General features: G+C 43.3%; 20 protein-coding genes and 1 rRNA gene. 6 read left to right on the forward strand and 15 right to left on the reverse strand.

Features of this window, described 5'->3' with window-relative positions:
- A 5S ribosomal RNA gene (gene rrf, locus MTX11_RS10585) occupies window positions 1-109 on the forward strand; the annotation flags it as partial.
- A 245-nt stretch (window positions 110-354) separates the two neighbouring features.
- Here the strand turns inward: rrf and MTX11_RS10590 are convergent.
- From MTX11_RS10590 to rplM, 5 genes are all read right to left on the reverse strand, one after another.
- Entirely contained in the window at window positions 355-1,002 is a 648-nt protein-coding gene (locus tag MTX11_RS10590) for a hypothetical protein (RefSeq protein ID WP_243475077.1), read from the reverse strand.
- An 18-nt stretch (window positions 1,003-1,020) separates the two neighbouring features.
- Window positions 1,021-1,449 carry a ClpXP protease specificity-enhancing factor gene (locus MTX11_RS10595; protein WP_191112653.1) on the reverse strand — a complete coding sequence of 143 codons (429 nt, stop codon included), beginning with the start codon at window positions 1,447-1,449 and terminating at the stop codon, window positions 1,021-1,023.
- 9 nt (window positions 1,450-1,458) lie between these two features.
- Window positions 1,459-2,112, reverse strand: coding sequence for a glutathione S-transferase N-terminal domain-containing protein (locus MTX11_RS10600; protein ID WP_243475078.1), 654 nt, complete (start codon window positions 2,110-2,112; stop codon window positions 1,459-1,461).
- Window positions 2,113-2,444: 332 nt separating this feature from the next.
- Complete coding sequence (gene rpsI, locus MTX11_RS10605) at window positions 2,445-2,831, reverse strand: 30S ribosomal protein S9 (protein ID WP_004281681.1); 387 nt, start codon at window positions 2,829-2,831, stop codon at window positions 2,445-2,447.
- Window positions 2,832-2,844: 13 nt separating this feature from the next.
- Window positions 2,845-3,273: a 50S ribosomal protein L13 gene (gene rplM, locus MTX11_RS10610; protein WP_004281682.1), complete on the reverse strand. Its 429-nt coding sequence runs from the start codon at window positions 3,271-3,273 to the stop codon at window positions 2,845-2,847.
- Between the two features lie 305 nt (window positions 3,274-3,578).
- Between rplM and pdxA the strand changes: the two genes are divergently transcribed.
- From pdxA to MTX11_RS10625, 3 genes are read left to right on the forward strand one after another with little or no spacing between them, the layout of a single operon-like run.
- Entirely contained in the window at window positions 3,579-4,547 is a 969-nt protein-coding gene (gene pdxA, locus MTX11_RS10615; RefSeq protein ID WP_243475108.1) for a 4-hydroxythreonine-4-phosphate dehydrogenase PdxA, read from the forward strand.
- A 33-nt stretch (window positions 4,548-4,580) separates the two neighbouring features.
- Complete coding sequence (gene rsmA / locus MTX11_RS10620; protein WP_004645966.1) at window positions 4,581-5,393, forward strand: 16S rRNA (adenine(1518)-N(6)/adenine(1519)-N(6))-dimethyltransferase RsmA; 813 nt, start codon at window positions 4,581-4,583, stop codon at window positions 5,391-5,393.
- A gap of 6 nt (window positions 5,394-5,399) precedes the next feature.
- Window positions 5,400-6,245: a symmetrical bis(5'-nucleosyl)-tetraphosphatase gene (locus MTX11_RS10625; RefSeq protein WP_005248006.1), complete on the forward strand. Its 846-nt coding sequence runs from the start codon at window positions 5,400-5,402 to the stop codon at window positions 6,243-6,245.
- Between the two features lie 52 nt (window positions 6,246-6,297).
- Here MTX11_RS10625 and MTX11_RS10630 read toward each other — a convergent pair whose 3' ends face one another.
- The 8 genes from MTX11_RS10630 to MTX11_RS16610 form a co-directional block, all read right to left on the reverse strand.
- Window positions 6,298-6,744: a DUF2147 domain-containing protein gene (locus tag MTX11_RS10630; protein ID WP_243475079.1), complete on the reverse strand. Its 447-nt coding sequence runs from the start codon at window positions 6,742-6,744 to the stop codon at window positions 6,298-6,300.
- A gap of 149 nt (window positions 6,745-6,893) precedes the next feature.
- Complete coding sequence (locus MTX11_RS10635; RefSeq protein ID WP_243475080.1) at window positions 6,894-7,343, reverse strand: DUF2147 domain-containing protein; 450 nt, start codon at window positions 7,341-7,343, stop codon at window positions 6,894-6,896.
- Window positions 7,344-7,403: 60 nt separating this feature from the next.
- Window positions 7,404-7,853 carry a DUF2147 domain-containing protein gene (locus tag MTX11_RS10640; protein ID WP_005248004.1) on the reverse strand — a complete coding sequence of 150 codons (450 nt, stop codon included), beginning with the start codon at window positions 7,851-7,853 and terminating at the stop codon, window positions 7,404-7,406.
- Window positions 7,854-8,056: 203 nt separating this feature from the next.
- Window positions 8,057-8,503 (reverse strand): DUF2147 domain-containing protein, encoded by a 447-nt coding sequence (locus MTX11_RS10645; RefSeq protein ID WP_005106118.1) that lies wholly within the window; start codon window positions 8,501-8,503, stop codon window positions 8,057-8,059.
- Between the two features lie 86 nt (window positions 8,504-8,589).
- On the reverse strand, window positions 8,590-9,264 hold the full coding sequence (locus tag MTX11_RS10650) for an LrgB family protein (protein WP_243475081.1): 675 nt from the start codon (window positions 9,262-9,264) through the stop codon (window positions 8,590-8,592).
- Between the two features lie 9 nt (window positions 9,265-9,273).
- A complete protein-coding gene (locus tag MTX11_RS10655) occupies window positions 9,274-9,645 on the reverse strand; it encodes a hypothetical protein (RefSeq protein ID WP_004281691.1) in 372 nt (123 codons plus the stop codon).
- 40 nt (window positions 9,646-9,685) lie between these two features.
- On the reverse strand, window positions 9,686-11,026 hold the full coding sequence (gene hflX / locus MTX11_RS10660) for a ribosome rescue GTPase HflX (RefSeq protein WP_243475082.1): 1,341 nt from the start codon (window positions 11,024-11,026) through the stop codon (window positions 9,686-9,688).
- A gap of 77 nt (window positions 11,027-11,103) precedes the next feature.
- On the reverse strand, window positions 11,104-11,235 hold the full coding sequence (locus MTX11_RS16610; RefSeq protein ID WP_267313459.1) for a hypothetical protein: 132 nt from the start codon (window positions 11,233-11,235) through the stop codon (window positions 11,104-11,106).
- Window positions 11,236-11,424: 189 nt separating this feature from the next.
- Here MTX11_RS16610 and MTX11_RS10665 point away from each other — a divergent pair, with 189 nt between their 5' ends.
- A complete protein-coding gene (locus MTX11_RS10665; protein WP_243475083.1) occupies window positions 11,425-12,234 on the forward strand; it encodes a lysophospholipid acyltransferase family protein in 810 nt (269 codons plus the stop codon).
- A 348-nt stretch (window positions 12,235-12,582) separates the two neighbouring features.
- On the opposite strand, the gene MTX11_RS10670 is transcribed toward MTX11_RS10665, so the two are convergent.
- Entirely contained in the window at window positions 12,583-14,217 is a 1,635-nt protein-coding gene (locus MTX11_RS10670) for a phospholipase D family protein (protein ID WP_243475084.1), read from the reverse strand.
- Window positions 14,218-14,318: 101 nt separating this feature from the next.
- On the opposite strand from MTX11_RS10670, the gene MTX11_RS10675 reads away from it, so the two are divergent.
- Complete coding sequence (locus MTX11_RS10675; protein ID WP_168730864.1) at window positions 14,319-15,329, forward strand: metallophosphoesterase; 1,011 nt, start codon at window positions 14,319-14,321, stop codon at window positions 15,327-15,329.
- A 24-nt stretch (window positions 15,330-15,353) separates the two neighbouring features.
- On the opposite strand, the gene MTX11_RS10680 is transcribed toward MTX11_RS10675, so the two are convergent.
- Window positions 15,354-15,755: a hypothetical protein gene (locus MTX11_RS10680; RefSeq protein ID WP_005106122.1), complete on the reverse strand. Its 402-nt coding sequence runs from the start codon at window positions 15,753-15,755 to the stop codon at window positions 15,354-15,356.
- Window positions 15,756-15,758 lie beyond the last annotated feature (3 nt).

Genomic DNA, 15,758 nt, shown 5'->3' on the forward strand with positions numbered 1-15,758 from the left:
GACCATAGCAAGAGTGAACCACCTGATCCCTTCCCGAACTCAGAAGTGAAACCTCTTAGCGCTGATGGTAGTGTGGGATTACCCATGTGAGAGTAAGTCATCGCCAGCTCATTATTCTAAACACCCTCTGTCAAATGGCAGGGGGTGTTTTTTTATGCGTGGGAATTTAGATAAGATATTTAACATATCTATCTCAAAGCTGATCAGATTCTTCTGAGGCAGATGATTTCTGTCAATTTGTTTGACCTAGTAGGATCTCTGTAAGGCTGGCTCTAAAAGAGTTTATAAGCTGATCTTGTAAATTTTGGCACATAAAAAACCAGCGAATCGCTGGTTTTTTTATTGCAGATCATTTTAGCCAAACACACGCATTACGGCTGCGATTAATACCCAAAGAATGGCAATCGCTACGATAGGTTCAACAATCTTTGCCCATGTTGGGGTGTCTACAACAATGACTTCTTCGATATCTTGATGCTGCTGATTCTGGCTTACCATTTGATTAAACTCCTTCATTGATGCTTCTAATGATAGCTCTTCTTGCACAATTGGTTTAGAGCCTTTGAGTTCTGTTAGCTTGTTTGTTGTCCAAACCCAATCATCTGCTTGACCAGATAAATGTTCAATTTGCCCGGTTAGTAATTCCTGAATGCTATGGATATTATGGTTGCCGGTATCATGCAGTTGTTTTAATTCAATAAGCTGTAAATGAAAAATTTCTGAAGTACTGTGCTCAAGCTGAGCTCGATCCAAAGTAGATTGATTTTCCGGGCTGGTAGCGAGGTGACGCACGATTTCCAAGATATATAATTCATCAGGATGATTGATTTCATTATAAATTTTTTGTGGGTTATGACGCCATTCAGTAATAAGTTTACCTAAAGTTAAGGCATTGATTTCTGATATATATTTTCGTCTTTCTTCTTTTGTATAGTCTTTTAGAAGCTCAGGCTTTTGAGTCTCTATCTGTTCAACAAAATATTGTACTAAATCAAAAGCCATTCACTTGCTCCATTATTTTTAATCTAATAGTCTTAAAGTCGGTTTTTTCTTTGGTTGTTCAGTTTGTTCTTCAGTGCTTGATTTTAAAGCATCTTCATCATTTTGTGTATGCTCATATTCACTTGGATCAAAGAATAAACCTTGACCATTTTCACGTGCATAAATACCGAGTACTGCTGCCATAGGAACATAAATATCACGAGAAACGCCACCAAAGCGAGCCGAGAAGCTAATGGCATCATTGCTCATATGCAGCGCATGTACGGCATGTGGCACAATATTCAGGACAATCTGTCCGTCTTTAATAAACTGCTCAGGAACCATGGTATTTGGGCGTGTGGCATCCACCAGCAGGTAAGGCGTCATATTGTTATCGCAAACCCACTCATAGATTGCACGTGCCATATAGGGACGGGTAGGGCTAAGGTTGAATTCTTGTTCGGACATGAGGTTTCTCTACGGGTGCTTGAGTTGCGCTGAATAACGGTTCTTTTCCTGTAATGTCATGGATTTTACAAAGGCAGGACGACTGAAAATTCGTTGGCAATATAAATAAAACGGACGGCATTGCTGCTGTGGTAATTCTACGCCCATCTGTTTCAGACGGATAAAAATTGGTGCCAGCATACAATCCAGGATACTAAATTGTTCAGACATAAAATAGGGAAAATGCTGGAATAGTGGCATCAGTGAAATCAGGATATCCTCTAACTGCTTTTGTGCCTGAGTTCTGGCTTTCTTATCCAGCGTATCAGGATGGCGTAACATGATATCAGCCAGCTTTAACCAGTCATTTTCAAAGCGCCAGATGTATTGTCGTTGCTCTGCGCGGGGCATTGGGGCATCGGCATATAGTTTATTCTGACGATAACGATCATCTACATATTCTGAGATAATTGAAGTATTAAATAATTTGAGTTCATTTTCGATCAGCATCGGCAATTGATTATAAGGATTAAGGCTGGCCAGATCCTCATCATCGGCATCCACCAAAATCAGGTTATATTTAATCTGTTTTTCGGTAAGCACATAGCGAATCCAATGGGAACGAAAGTCATCGGCATGACTATAGAGAGTGATTCCTTGAAGAGGCGCGCTTTCGACTGACATAAATCCTGATGAGCTTCTAATGAATAGACTAGGATACTAAAATTCAACCTAAAAAGCACCAGGCATCAAAGATCAATCGGCTTGAGCCGAGGTAGATTATAAGAAAAACAACTGGAGGAAAATAAGATGCTGATCAAGCTTCCTGTCATTTTGCTGTTTATCTGTATTGGGATCGCAAATTATTATTTGATGAAGTCATTCTGGTGTCATGAGGGGGTATGGGGGAAAGATGTGCACGAACAATAAAAAGAAAATAGTTCTAAATGAGCAACTAACCACCATAAAAAAACCCTGGAAAATCCAGGGTTTTTTTGTCCGATTCGGTAAACGAATTAACGTTTAGAGAATTGAGGACGTTTACGAGCTTTACGTAAACCAAGTTTCTTACGTTCAACTTCACGAGCATCACGAGTAACGAAACCAGCTTGACGAAGAGCAGGTTTAAGAGTTTCGTCAGAAGCGATCAATGCACGAGTAATACCGTGACGGATAGCGCCTGCTTGACCACCAATACCACCACCAGCAACAGTGATGTAAAGGTCATATTTGTCAGTAGCTTCAAGAAGCTCAAGTGGTTGGTTAACAACCATACGAGCAGTTTCACGACCGAAATACTGTTCAAGAGTACGGTTGTTAATTACGAGTTTACCAGTACCAGCTGATAGGAAAACACGTGCAGTTGCGGTCTTACGGCGACCTGTACCATAATTAGTAGCCATGTGCTGTTATCCCTTAGATGTCCAAAACTTGTGGCTGTTGAGCAGCGTGTGGATGCTCAGTACCTGCATACACTTTCATTTTCTTGATCATTGCATAACCAAGAGGACCTTTAGGTAACATACCTTTAACAGCTTTTTCTAGAACTGCTTCTGGTTTGTGAGCGATTAACTTTTCAAAGTTAGTCTCACGGATACCACCAGGGAAACCAGTGTGGCGATAGTATTTCTTATCTTGTGACTTTTTACCAGTCACAGTGATTTCTTCAGCATTGATAACAACGATGTAGTCGCCAGTGTCAACGTGAGGAGTATAAGAAGTTTTATGCTTACCGCGTAAACGACGAGCGATTTCAGTCGCAAGGCGACCTAAAGTTTTGCCAGAAGCATCAACAACGTACCAGTCGTGTTGAACTTCAGCTGGCTTAGCGCTGAGAGTTTTCATTAAACCACTACCTATTATAGTTGGTTTGGACTATGGAATCTGTCCAAACTAAAGGAGACGCGATTCTAAACGAATACGTGAAGAATCACAAATGAAAATTAAAATTTCAAGCGCTGTATTTTATCTAATCTCCCTGGTGAAAGAAAGACCTAAGCCTTTATATGCTACAAAAACTGCAACTATATTTGTAACCATAGTTTCAATGGTATCAAAATATTGATTTATAAGTACTCTTTGCAATGATTACTACAGCGTAGGCGTGATCGGGTTATAATATTTCTCAGCTTTGCCAAATTGAGAAGATGATGCTGCCTTTATATGTCACCAGTGGGGAACCTGCCGGAATTGGTCCTGATATTTGCCTGAGTCTTGCAGATCGTGTTAATGAGCGCCCAATTGTGGTATTGGCGGATATTCATATGCTCGAGCAACGTGCTCAGGTACTCAAATTATCGGTTGAGCTGATTGAATATCAAGGACAGGAGTCATCTTCAGGCATCGGTCAGCTATTTGTAGAGCATGTTCCCGTGCAGCAAGACGTCGTATTGGGTGAGCTGAATCCGAACAATGCGGCTTATGTACTGGAGCAACTGCGTCGATCCGCAGACTATGCCATGTCAGGAAAAAGTGTCGGCGTCGCGACTGCGCCTGTACAAAAGTCCGTGATAAATGAAGCGGGCATTTCTTTTAGTGGTCATACCGAGTATTACCAGGAATTTGCTGGTGTTCCACGTGTAGTCATGATGCTGGCCACCAAAACTTTACGCGTGGCCTTGGCCACTACCCATCTTCCGCTTCGTGCCGTGGCAGATGCGATTACGCCTGAACGCTTGCATCAGGTGATTGATATTCTGATTCACGACCTGAAATCCAAATTCAAGATTGAACAGCCGAATATACTGGTTTGCGGTTTAAATCCGCATGCCGGGGAGGGCGGTTATTTGGGGATGGAAGAAATTGAAGTGATCAATCCGGTACTCGAAAGCTATCGTGCCCAAGGTATCAACATGAGTTTAAGCCTACCTGCTGATACTTTATTTACTCCAGAAAACCTAAAAGATGCTGATGCTGTTCTGGCGATGTATCACGATCAGGGCTTACCTGTGTTAAAATCACAGGGCTTTGGTGAAGCCATTAATATTACCCTCGGCTTACCGTTTATTCGAACTTCTGTTGATCATGGCACAGCACTCTCCCTTGCGGGGACGGGACTTGCGAAAAGTTCCAGCCTGCACGTTGCTGTCGATTTAGCCCTCGATCTGGCGCGCCACTGATTATTGTTCATCACTCACGTTGGAAATGTTTTTATGTATCAAATTAATGCCTTAAACCCAAAAGATGAAGGGCATCAGGCTCGAAAAAGATTTGGTCAAAACTTTTTACATGACCAGCGTGTCATTGCCAAAATTGTACGCTCAGTCAATCCGCGTCCAGGTCAGAACATTCTGGAAATTGGCCCGGGTCTGGCCGCTTTGACTTCACCTTTAATTGGTGAATGTGATGCCTTAACCGTACTTGAGCTGGATCGTGATCTGGCTGCTGGCCTGCCGGGTCGTGTGCCGCATCCGGAACGTTTAACCATTATTGAAGCCGATGCCTTGAGATACGATTATTCTCAGTTGTTCCAGGAAGATCGTCCATTACGTGTGGTCGGTAACTTGCCCTATAATATTTCAACGCCACTGTTATTCCATCTCTTGGAATTTGGTGACAAAGTGCAAGACATGCATTTCATGCTGCAAAAAGAAGTGGTAGACCGCATTACCGCATCACCCAATACCAAAGAATATGGCCGTCTGTCGGTGATGATTCAATATTTCTGTAAACCGACTTTCTTGTTCGAAGTGCCACCTGGATCTTTTAATCCACCACCAAAAGTGACCTCAGCAGTGTTCCGTTTGGAGCCTTATAAAGTTAAACCGATTGTGGCGAAGAATGAAAAAGCGCTAGCACGTCTGGTATCTCATGTCTTTACCCAGCGTCGTAAAACTCTGCGTAACAGCTTGAAGGGTATGCTGGTTGAAGAGGGTTTTGAAAAAGCGGGTGTTGATCCGATGGCACGTCCAGAAACCCTGACCCTTGAACAGTTTGTTGCACTTTCAGATCAAATGGTGGCTTAAATTACGATGAACCGCACTGCTCGATATAATTATGTGATTGGGGATGTTCAAGGCTGTTTTGAAGCCTTGAAAGCTTTACTCAAGGAAATCCAGTTTGATGCAGAACAAGATTTTATCTGGTTTGCTGGAGATTTGGTTGCACGTGGTGAAAACTCAATTGCAGCATTGCGGTTTATCAAAAAGCTGGCTGAGCAAGGTGCGGCTGCGACGGTCTTGGGAAATCATGATTTGACTTTGCTGGCTTATGCCCGCGGCATCAAACCGGTGAAAGAAAAAGACAATGTTCGTGATGTGATTGATGCGATCGACAGTGATGACTTGATTGACTGGCTGCGCAAACAGCCAATGTGTCTATTTCCAAATGAGCAGACTATCCTGACGCATGCTGGGATTCCGAATATCTGGAGTGCAGAAAAAACTGCTCAATTGGCACAAGAAGTCGAAGCGATCATTGCTCATGATGACTTCGAGGTGCTGGATGATTTTCTGAAAGAAATGTTCGGGAAAGAACCCGCACTTTGGTCGGATCAGCTACAAGGCCATGAACGTATTCGCTGTATCGTGAACTACCTCACCCGAATGCGTTTAACTGACGCTGAGGGACGTCTGGAATACAGCTTTAAAGATGCGCTGGATGATCCGATGCCGGAAGGATTTAAACCTTGGTTTGAGTTTGAATCACAGGCCGCACAAACTCATCAGATCCTGTTTGGTCACTGGGCCGCCTTGAACGGTAAAACCATTTCGAACAAGATTCAGAATGTAGATGGCGGTTGTGTCTGGGGTAATCAACTCATGGCATTCCGCCTAGAAGATCAGCAGATGTTTGCAGTGGATAATCCGGTGATGTAAGTAAAGCTATTAAAAAAGCCACGTGATTACGTGGCTTTTTTAGTTTTAAAATTTAGTCTGCTCGAATCCAGGTCTGGTTACGGCCTAGAACTGAAACGCCTATGCTGGCACGTAAGGTTAAACGTTTACCGGTATTGTTTAAACGCATTTTTGCATCATAAATTTTACCTGCCAATGGATCGATAATACGACCTTTGTCATAATTTTTGGTACCTTCAACCAGTTTTAGGCCTTTTAAAATGGTCATGCCTAAAATAGGCTGATTGGTATAAGGTGCAGGGCAGTTATTGCATTTTTCACGTGGATTATAGTCTGGGCGAGGCGTGATTTTTACAATTTTGCCTGAATAGGTATTATTTGCTTCTTTGCTAATGACGATAATCGCTTTAGCCGCCCCCGTTTTATCATCAATTTGTTGCCAGGTCCCGGTAATATCGTCTGCCCAAAGATTGCCCATACATCCTGCTGTAAGCGCGGCAAGTAATATTTTTTTAAACATAGAGAGTCATTCCAAAGAATTTTTATCATCGCCCGCTCATGTTAGAAATCTTACTAAAATAGTCAACACTTATCTGAATACTATAGAGTTGATGCACTATAAAAAAAGCTGCCAAGTTGGCAGCTTTTTCGAATAATGAGAATTAGGTGTTAATCTTGGCGAATCCAGGTCTGGCTACGGCCTAAAGCGGACACACCGACATAACCACGTAAGGTTAAACGTTTGCCATTGGCATTCAGACGCACTCGAGCATCATAAATTTTACCTGCTAATGGATCAATCACTTTACCTTTCTCATAATTATTGGTGCCTTCCACATGTTTTAAGCCAGTCAATACATCCATGCCCAAGATCGGCTGGTTGGTATAAGGTGCAGGACATTTACTACAGGTTTTCTGTGGGGTATAGCCTGGACGTGGAGTTACTTTAATAATTTTTCCAGCAAAAGTCCCATTATCATTTTGACGAATTTCAATAATCGCTTTTGGTGAGCCGGTTTTATCATCAATTTGCTGCCAGATGCCAGTCAGATCCTGCGCATAAGCAGTCCCAGTCATCAGTGCAGCGACGAACATTAATCCTAATTTAGTTTGTTTCATTATATTTATTCCTTTTTTATAGATGAATAAAATATCCTCAACACAAAAGTGCTGTTTTTATTAATCCTGGCGAATCCAGGTTTGTGTGCGACCAATCGCAGATATTCCGATATATCCACGTAAAGTCAGTCGTTTCCCATTGGCAGAAATCCGCCCTTTTAAATCATAAATTTTGCCGGTGAGTGGATCGAGTACCCGGCCATGTGCATAGTTATTTTTGGTGGTGGGTTTCAGTCCTTTAATAACGTCTAATCCCAAAATCGGTTTATCGGTATAAGGTGATGGACATTTGACACATTTTTCTCGTGGTGTATAACCTGGGCGAGGTGTGACTTTAGTAATCGTTCCGGTATACGAGCCATCAGCCTGAGTTTTCATTTCAATCAATGCTTTAGGTGAACCAGTTTTATCATCAATCTGTTGCCAGAGACCAGATAACTCCTGAGCAAAAGCCATAGAGCCTGTGAATAAAGAAGCTGAAAAAACAGTTAAAATTGCGATTTTATACATGCGATATCCTTATCCTTATTTTTTTATGAACATTCACCTAATTCCATGTGGTGAACGATGATGCAAACTACGTTAATACACTTTCATAATCTATATTGCATGAAAAAAGCATATGTTTAATATTCATACAACTTAATGCATTAAAATGCAAGCTTCTATCTACTAAAGCATAACTCCATCACATTTTTTTAATTAAGCAGGAATTAATCCTGCTTAATCCAGGTTTGACTACGGCCAAGGGCTGATACCCCGATATAACCACGTAGAATAAGACGTTTCCCATTGGCACTTAATTTTGCCTTGGTGTTATAAAGATTCCCTGATAATGGATCAAGCAGCTTGCCTTGAGCAAAACTGTTATTGCCGACGTGCTTTAAGCCAGTGAGCACATCCAGGCCGAGAATAGGTTTATTGGTATAAGGTGCAGGACAGGACACACAGTTTTCTTTCGGGGTATATCCAGGACGCGGGGTGATTTTTGTGATCTTGGCAGCATAGACGCCGGAAGCCGTCTCACGAATTTCGAGGAATGCTTTAGGTGAACCAGTTTTGTCGTCAATATTTCTCCATGTCCCTGAAAGGTCAGAGGCCAAAGCCAGATGGCTGAAAGAGGCTAAAAGTAAAGTTGAAAAGAATTGAACCTTTTTCATATATCTGTTCCTAGGTGAGATTAGTGTTCTTACTCTATAGTAAGAACGATTACCCTATAAAACAAATGAATAATTTGATTCACTAGTCACATTTTTTGCAAATAAAGTATAAAAGTTGGCAACCAGATCGCGGTAAAGACCGCATTTACCGCCATGCCAAAAGCAGCATAACGACCTGCAACACTGCCGCGCTGCCAGGCCTGAGCTGTGCCGATGGCATGTGCGGCCAGTCCTAAAGCCAGTCCGGAGGCACGTTCATCATTGATATGTCTCAGAATAAATGGAGAAAAAGCTGCACCAATCACACCAGAAAGAATCACGATCAGAATGACCATGCTGATGGGTGCATCCAGCAGGGTGGCAATATTAATCGCAATTGGAGTAGTCACGGCACGGGTAGCAAACGCCATAATGTCTGCAGAGGACATATGGAGCAGATAAGCCAGTCCCATCGGTAAGGCGACAGCACTGATACTGGCAAAAACCAAAATGCCGATAATGGCTTTGAGCGGCAAGTCATCGTAGCGCATCGCGGCCAGAGGGATAGCCAATGCGACGGTCACATAGCCGAGTAAATGGTTGAAGAGAGGATTAACTTCATCCATGTAATTTTCATAGGGAATGCCGAGCGCAAATAAAATCGCCAGTACAAAGAACATGCTGAACACGATGACGGGAATTTGCGGAATGAACCGGTTACAGGGTTTGGCAATCAGATAGGCGATGAGGGTAACCGCAAAGCCATACAAAATAGATAACATGCGGAACTCCTATAACCAGCGCTTGGCCATTTTGGCGTAAATCCATAAAGGAATCAGGGTGCTGAAAAACATGATGAACAGAAAGGCCGGAATTTTCTGGCCCATATGTACCAGCATCATCAGTGCACCTGCACTGACAGGCAGGAAAGCAAAGGCGCTTTCCTTCATCAGTTTGTTATTGGTATCCACGAGGCGAGCGGGGAGTTTGCCAAAGTAGCGCCAGGTAAACAGCGCAATTAAAAGGCTCAATAACCCGACCAGATTGCCTAATTCAGGATGATTCAGTTGGGTCATTAACCAGACCGAAGCTTCCCGAAAGACAATAATCAGTAACAGGGTGCCGATCCATGCTGGCCAGTCTATTCGTTTTATCCAGTTCATTGCTATGATCATTAATATTAATAAGTTTACTTATCAAGTTTTACTCGATCTTTGACTGGATTTCAAACGCTTCCAGTGGACGCTGAAATTGCTGCGCCTGTTTGCCTAGAATTTCATCTAAAGGTAAATGCGCCTGTTTAATCAACTGTTCCAATTTTTGTGGGGCAATTCGAATATGAAGATGCAGCTGGCCTTCATCATCATAATGTTCAGACTGAATCACATTCAAGCTGTACAGCTGGTTGCGCAGCTTGCCATAGGCGGGTTTGAGAATTAAATCGAAGGACTGCAGTTGCCCCATCAAAGATTCATGTACCGCTTTACGCAGCAGGTCGATACCTTCGCCAGTATGTGCCGAGACATAGACGCGTTCCGGTTCACCCGGGCGTCGATAAATAATTTTGGCTTCTTCACCGCTACAGTCAATTTTATTGTAAACCTGAAGGATGGGAACATCGGCCCCAATTTCTTTCAGCACTTTTTCAACGGCTTCAATCTGTTCCAGCATCTCTGGGCTGCTTGAATCAATGACATGCAGTAACAGCGTGGCTTCTACGGTTTCCTCCAAAGTCGCCTTAAAGGATTCCACCAGCGAATGGGAAAGGTTACGGACAAAACCGACCGTATCGGCCAGCACCAGATTGCCAATCCCATCCCATTCCAGACGCCGTAAAGTAGGGTCCAAGGTTGCAAACAGCTGATCGGCTGCATAGACATCGCTGTTGGCGAGTAAATTAAACAGGGTAGACTTACCAGCATTGGTATAACCCACCAAAGATACCGTCGGCACAGCCGCTTTTTGACGAGCCACACGGCCTTGCATCCGGGTCTGGCGGACTTTATCAATGCGTGCCTTGAGTTGTCCCATACGGATACGCAGCAAACGGCGGTCTGTTTCCAGCAGGGTTTCACCCGGGCCACGTAAACCAATCCCGCCTTTCTGGCTGTCGAGATTGCCACGACTACGAATTAAACGCGAAGATAAATGTTGTAGCTGTGCCAGTTCGACTTGCAGCTTACCTTCATAAGTACGGGCACGCTGGGCAAAAATATCCAGAATCAGTTCGGTACGATCGACCACGCGGCATTTAATCACCTGTTCCAGATTACGGGCTTGGGCTGGGGTTAGGGCATGGTCAAAAATGACCAGATTGGCCTCCAGCTCTTCAACACGTTCAGCGATTTCTTCTGCCTTGCCGGAGCCGATAAAAAATTTGGCATCGGGTTTCACCCGCTGAGCATAAATATGTTCGAGAATTTCAGTATCTGCAGACTGGGCCAGCAAACGAAACTCTTCAGCATCAAGGTCATCCAGCATTTGTACGCTGACACTCACCAGAATGACGCGCTCTCTCCCTCGATGTTGTTGTAAATATTCCACTCAGGCCAATCTCCACTTGAAAACTTTAGTGTAGTTGAAAAAGGGCTGAGCAGATACTGAATTAGCGCGGCTTTGGTTTAAAGTGCGCTGATAAACAGTTGTACAAGTGTTACCAGTACCACGGCATAGATAACGGTGCCGCCCAAAATATATTTGAGCACTTGTAAAGGTTGAGGTGTGTCGTTCGCGGGCTGGGTTTGATCTGGCATGGCTACGATCCTTTTCAATCTAATATTTCGATAGTTTTAGTTTGAATGATTTTTTAATCCAATTAAAATTGAAGATATAGATGTTATTGGCCGATTTTTATTATCAATGCAAGTTGCGAATGAACAGTATAGAATGAGTTTAATTCGTGGATATTCCCTGTATCTCGCTTAGGATTTAATGACGTTTTTATGAACTCGACTGTACAAAACCAGACTCCAGATATCGAAGGCTTGGCCAAGTTTTTCCTGTATAGCCGGAAAATCACAGCTTCATTGGCTACCATTAGTGAAGGGTTTTACTTGGTTTTTCGTCATGGCTTATATAAAAATCCGAATAACCCGACCAATACGCGCTATGTGCAACATTTTTGCCGTCAGTTATGCAAAGTATTCAATATCGAAGTGAAGGTGCATGGCGAGATTCCACGTGAACCCGCCTTATGGGTCAGTAATCATGTGTCTTGGCTGGATATTGCCGTTCTGGGTTCCGGAGCGCGCGTATTTTTTCTGGCGAAAGCAGAAATCGAGAACTGGCCGATTCTAGGCAAATTGGCCAAGGGTGGGGGTACCTTATTTATTAAACGGGGTTCAGGAGATTCCGTCAGGATTCGTGAACAAATTACTGGTTTTCTCAAACAGAATATTCCAGTGCTGTTCTTTCCTGAAGCGACGACTTCTGATGGGCGAGCCATCAAAAAAGTGCATGGCCGGATTTTAGGCGCCGCGATTGAAGCGCAGCGTCCTGTACAAATCTGTCTGATTTGTTATGTGAATCAGCAGGGCGAACTGGATATGGTTGCGCCGTTTGTCAATGACATCAGTTTTGCTGCCCATGTCAAAAAAGTACTGGAAATGCCGCAAGTCATTGCACATTTAGTGGCTTTACCTGCAATTGCCACGGAAGGGCATACGGTTGAAAGCCTCACCCGTGTGGTTCAGGAAAAAATGCAGACAGGTTTGGTTGAACTTCAGTCACGGGTATTAAAAAAGCCTCAATAAGATAATCCGAGTTAGTTTGTAAATTGATCGACTTTAATTTTTTTATACATGGATTATAGAGGATACGTGGAAACGTCACCCGCAACTGTCTGAGGCAGGACGATATTAAAAAATGATTGTTTTTGCGATGAATCTGATCGTTGATCATAGTGGACGAGTTTTGCGGGTGAAAAATGGTTTTGGCTACTTTTGCCGAAACAAAAGTAGCATATAGACTATAATCGTTTAATTTAAAATGAAAAGATGCTGTTGTTCACTGAAAATAATTAAGGAGTTTTTTCTAAACTCGTTAATTGACGCCATTATTCCATAAGAAACTTTTTAGGATTGCTGTTCAAAGAATCAAGCTTACATAAAACCTTCAATCGGCAGCCACGACAACAGTTTAAGTCCAGCTTTCTGATACCATTTCATTTTTGGTTCTTTGGTAAATGTTTGAACGTCACCATTGGCTTTCTTGATTTTCCAGTTAATGTTCTGATTCGCATCCAGCACCAGTTTATAAGCATATTTGCTTAAATTTTTGTCCATGGTGTCGTGTACTGCACGTGCCAAAGACGGACTGTTTAGCAATACGCCAATTTCAGTATTCAAATAGGCTGAACGCGGATCAAAGTTAAAAGAACCAATAAATACCTGTTTTTGATCCAGCGCCATTAACTTGGCATGCAGGCTAGAACGACTCAGTCCTTTCAAGCTGACTTTGGCTTTTTTCGAAATTTCCTCAGTATTGGCATTTAGGTGATTAGCTTCTGGCGCTGCCAAGAACTCATACAGCTGCACCCCATCTTCCAATAGATCTTGACGATATTTGGCATAAAAGGCATGCACCACAGCAACGTCATTGGCCTTAAAAGAGTTGGTCAGGACGCGAACCTTGATATTTTCATTCGCCAGTTTCTTTAAACGGTCTGCACCAATTTTTTCCGGAACAAAATAGGCAGAGACAATATCGACACTTTGTTCAGGTTTTTCCAGACGCTGTAATAACTGGAAATTGAGATGTTCTTCGGTTTTGGCCTTGGCCTTGATTTTGCTCGGGGGATCTTTGACCACTTCAGCGTCCACCCAATCCAGCTGAATGTTTTGTTCCAGCCATTGGTCAAAGGCTCTGGAGCGATTGGCCAGATCCAGATAATTTTGAGTCGCTGGATCCTGACTATGGGTTTCTAGCTGTTGTTTTAAGCTTGGAAAACGTAAACCATGATGGCGTGGATTCACAACCTCTTGCACCGGATAGGCATAATCATCATTCCAGTATTCATCGAAGGAATGAATGATTTCATCCGATGCCGCACCGACCAGCATTACATCGACATCGGAGAACTGATAGCTTTCACTGACATTATAATACTGGTTACTCATATTGCGCCCGCCAATCAAGGCAATCTGGTTATCGGCAATAAAGCTTTTATTGTGCATGCGGCGGTTAATGCGCTTTAAATCCAGCACCATGTCCATGGCGCGGTATTTACGAAAGCGATAGGGATTATACAGTTTGACATCGATATTTTGATGCTGGTTTAAGGCCAGATAAATCCCTTCCATTTTCTTGGCATTATTGTCATCCATCAGCAGGCGCACTTTTACGCCACGATCTGCTGCCTGAATAATCGCATGCAGGGCGAGGGAACCGATCCGGTCGTTATCCCAGATGTAATATTGCAGATCCAGACTACGTTCCGCTTTATTAATCAGCTGAATCCGCGCAGCCAGTGCTTCAAGCGGATCATACAGCACGCGATAACCAGTCAACCCGATGTTCTGATCACGTAAAGGTTCAACAATTTGTGCCAGGCTGGTTTGCGATGTATCCGTTTCAAATGCCATCTGGCTTGGCTGTTCGGTTTGCTTGGGTAAGGTGCTACATGCAGGCAGACCCAGTACCAGGCTACAGCTCAGTAAAATGCCGGCTTTATAGCGATGAGTGCGCATAAAACCTGAGGATTGAAGATGAACTTGATCGCGGGGAGCAGTGGCCATATAAGTCGAAGAATGAAAAATTAGAATTGAGTATAATTGCCAGCTATGAAAAGATAAATATAAAGCCAGTAATCTGCTGCTCGACTGAATAAGGCCAATTTATGTGGGATTCGAATTCCGTACTGTTTTATTTTTACTTGGGAATGGCGATTTTAGCCATCTGGGCTGTGGCTCAGGCATGGTCGAGCCAATCACGTACCGAAACCATTCATCCCTTTAAAGCTTTTGGTCATTTGCTGGCGTTTTATCTTGCCTATTTATTAATCCCTTTGGTTTTCTTCAGTATTTATGCTGGATGGACAGGTTATTATTCACTGCATGAAGCCATTTTTGTATTTTTACTCAGTGGGGTTTTGACTTATGCACGCTTTATCGAGCCGCATCTAATTCAAGTGAAAACGACAAAATATCAGATCAATGCAGATAAACGTTTAAAGCAGCCAGTAAAAATCGCCCTGATTGCAGATTTGCATATCGGTCTGTTTTCGGGCCATGAGCGGCAGTTGCGACAAATTGTACACAAATTAAATCATATTCAACCTGATTTGGTGGTGGTTGCTGGCGACTGGACTTACGAGCCAGAAAATAAACTGGCACAGGAACTGGCGGTTTTAAAAGAGATTCACGCTCCGGTCTATTCGGTCAATGGCAATCATGACGAACAATATCCCGGACCGCCGATTCGGGAACTGTTGCACTATGCACTACAAGTCAATCAGGTCATGGATATTGAAGGTCAAATTGTCGAATTTGATGAATTCCGACTTTTGGGCGTGGGTGATCTCTGGGCTGGAAAAGCCGACATGCGCAGTTTGCCAGACTTGCCTCAGGACAAGCCTTGGGTCATTCTTTCGCATAACCCGGATACGGTCGATATGATTCCGAAACTGCCGACACGTCCTTTAATGCTGTCCGGGCATACCCATGGCGGACAGGTGGAGCTGCCTTGGCTGACCGATTACGTCATGAAAAAGGTTTCAATTTTGGGACATAAAAAGGGCATGTACCGTCATGAACATGCAGATGTGTTCGTGACTGTCGGTACCGGTTTGGTCGGTGTACCTTTCCGTTTCCGGGTGCCGCCTACCATTGATATTATTGAACTGATTTAAATTCAGCCGGCATTCTGTACCGCGTTAACTGATGATCCAGACCAGAATCAGCAAGACCACTGCGACGGCCGCCATCATCCAGATTTTCTTTTCAATTTTTCGGGTTGGCACATTTTCACGTAATTGTTGCGCAGTGATTTCAGCTTCTGTCGGTGTACTCAAACTAGGATGGGTGGGGATTTCCAGTGGCGGTGTCACCAGGTCGATATCACCGGCATCATCACTAAAGCGTGGACCGGTACTTTCATGCTTCATGACCACATCATGTTCCCGCACAATTTCATCAATCACTTGCAGTGCCTGAGCTTCATCCAAGGGTGTATTCTCGGTGATATAGCGAACAGCTTCTAATTTTTTATCATCTTCCAGCAAAATAATGATATTGACCAACTGCTCCTGCGAGAGGTATTCGATAAGATCCTGCATGGC

Origin of the sequence: Acinetobacter lwoffii (genome assembly GCF_022809915.1) — a bacterium.
Classification (GTDB): domain Bacteria; phylum Pseudomonadota; class Gammaproteobacteria; order Pseudomonadales; family Moraxellaceae; genus Acinetobacter; species Acinetobacter lwoffii_M.

Coding starts and splice junctions, on each gene's coding strand:
- MTX11_RS10655 (WP_004281691.1), bottom strand. CDS start 9,645: ATGAACTGGATAAAACGAATAGACTGGCCAGCATGGATCGGCACCCTG.
- MTX11_RS10645 (WP_005106118.1), bottom strand. CDS start 8,503: ATGAAAAAGGTTCAATTCTTTTCAACTTTACTTTTAGCCTCTTTCAGC.
- MTX11_RS10675 (WP_168730864.1), top strand. CDS start 14,319: ATGTGGGATTCGAATTCCGTACTGTTTTATTTTTACTTGGGAATGGCG.
- rplM (WP_004281682.1), bottom strand. CDS start 3,273: ATGAAAACTCTCAGCGCTAAGCCAGCTGAAGTTCAACACGACTGGTAC.
- MTX11_RS10630 (WP_243475079.1), bottom strand. CDS start 6,744: ATGTTTAAAAAAATATTACTTGCCGCGCTTACAGCAGGATGTATGGGC.
- MTX11_RS10625 (WP_005248006.1), top strand. CDS start 5,400: ATGAACCGCACTGCTCGATATAATTATGTGATTGGGGATGTTCAAGGC.
- pdxA (WP_243475108.1), top strand. CDS start 3,579: ATGCTGCCTTTATATGTCACCAGTGGGGAACCTGCCGGAATTGGTCCT.
- MTX11_RS10665 (WP_243475083.1), top strand. CDS start 11,425: ATGAACTCGACTGTACAAAACCAGACTCCAGATATCGAAGGCTTGGCC.
- MTX11_RS10670 (WP_243475084.1), bottom strand. CDS start 14,217: ATGGCCACTGCTCCCCGCGATCAAGTTCATCTTCAATCCTCAGGTTTT.
- MTX11_RS10635 (WP_243475080.1), bottom strand. CDS start 7,343: ATGAAACAAACTAAATTAGGATTAATGTTCGTCGCTGCACTGATGACT.
- MTX11_RS10595 (WP_191112653.1), bottom strand. CDS start 1,449: ATGTCCGAACAAGAATTCAACCTTAGCCCTACCCGTCCCTATATGGCA.
- MTX11_RS10590 (WP_243475077.1), bottom strand. CDS start 1,002: ATGGCTTTTGATTTAGTACAATATTTTGTTGAACAGATAGAGACTCAA.
- MTX11_RS10680 (WP_005106122.1), bottom strand. CDS start 15,755: ATGCAGGATCTTATCGAATACCTCTCGCAGGAGCAGTTGGTCAATATC.
- MTX11_RS10650 (WP_243475081.1), bottom strand. CDS start 9,264: ATGTTATCTATTTTGTATGGCTTTGCGGTTACCCTCATCGCCTATCTG.
- MTX11_RS10600 (WP_243475078.1), bottom strand. CDS start 2,112: ATGTCAGTCGAAAGCGCGCCTCTTCAAGGAATCACTCTCTATAGTCAT.
- rpsI (WP_004281681.1), bottom strand. CDS start 2,831: ATGGCTACTAATTATGGTACAGGTCGCCGTAAGACCGCAACTGCACGT.
- rsmA (WP_004645966.1), top strand. CDS start 4,581: ATGTATCAAATTAATGCCTTAAACCCAAAAGATGAAGGGCATCAGGCT.
- MTX11_RS10640 (WP_005248004.1), bottom strand. CDS start 7,853: ATGTATAAAATCGCAATTTTAACTGTTTTTTCAGCTTCTTTATTCACA.
- MTX11_RS16610 (WP_267313459.1), bottom strand. CDS start 11,235: ATGCCAGATCAAACCCAGCCCGCGAACGACACACCTCAACCTTTACAA.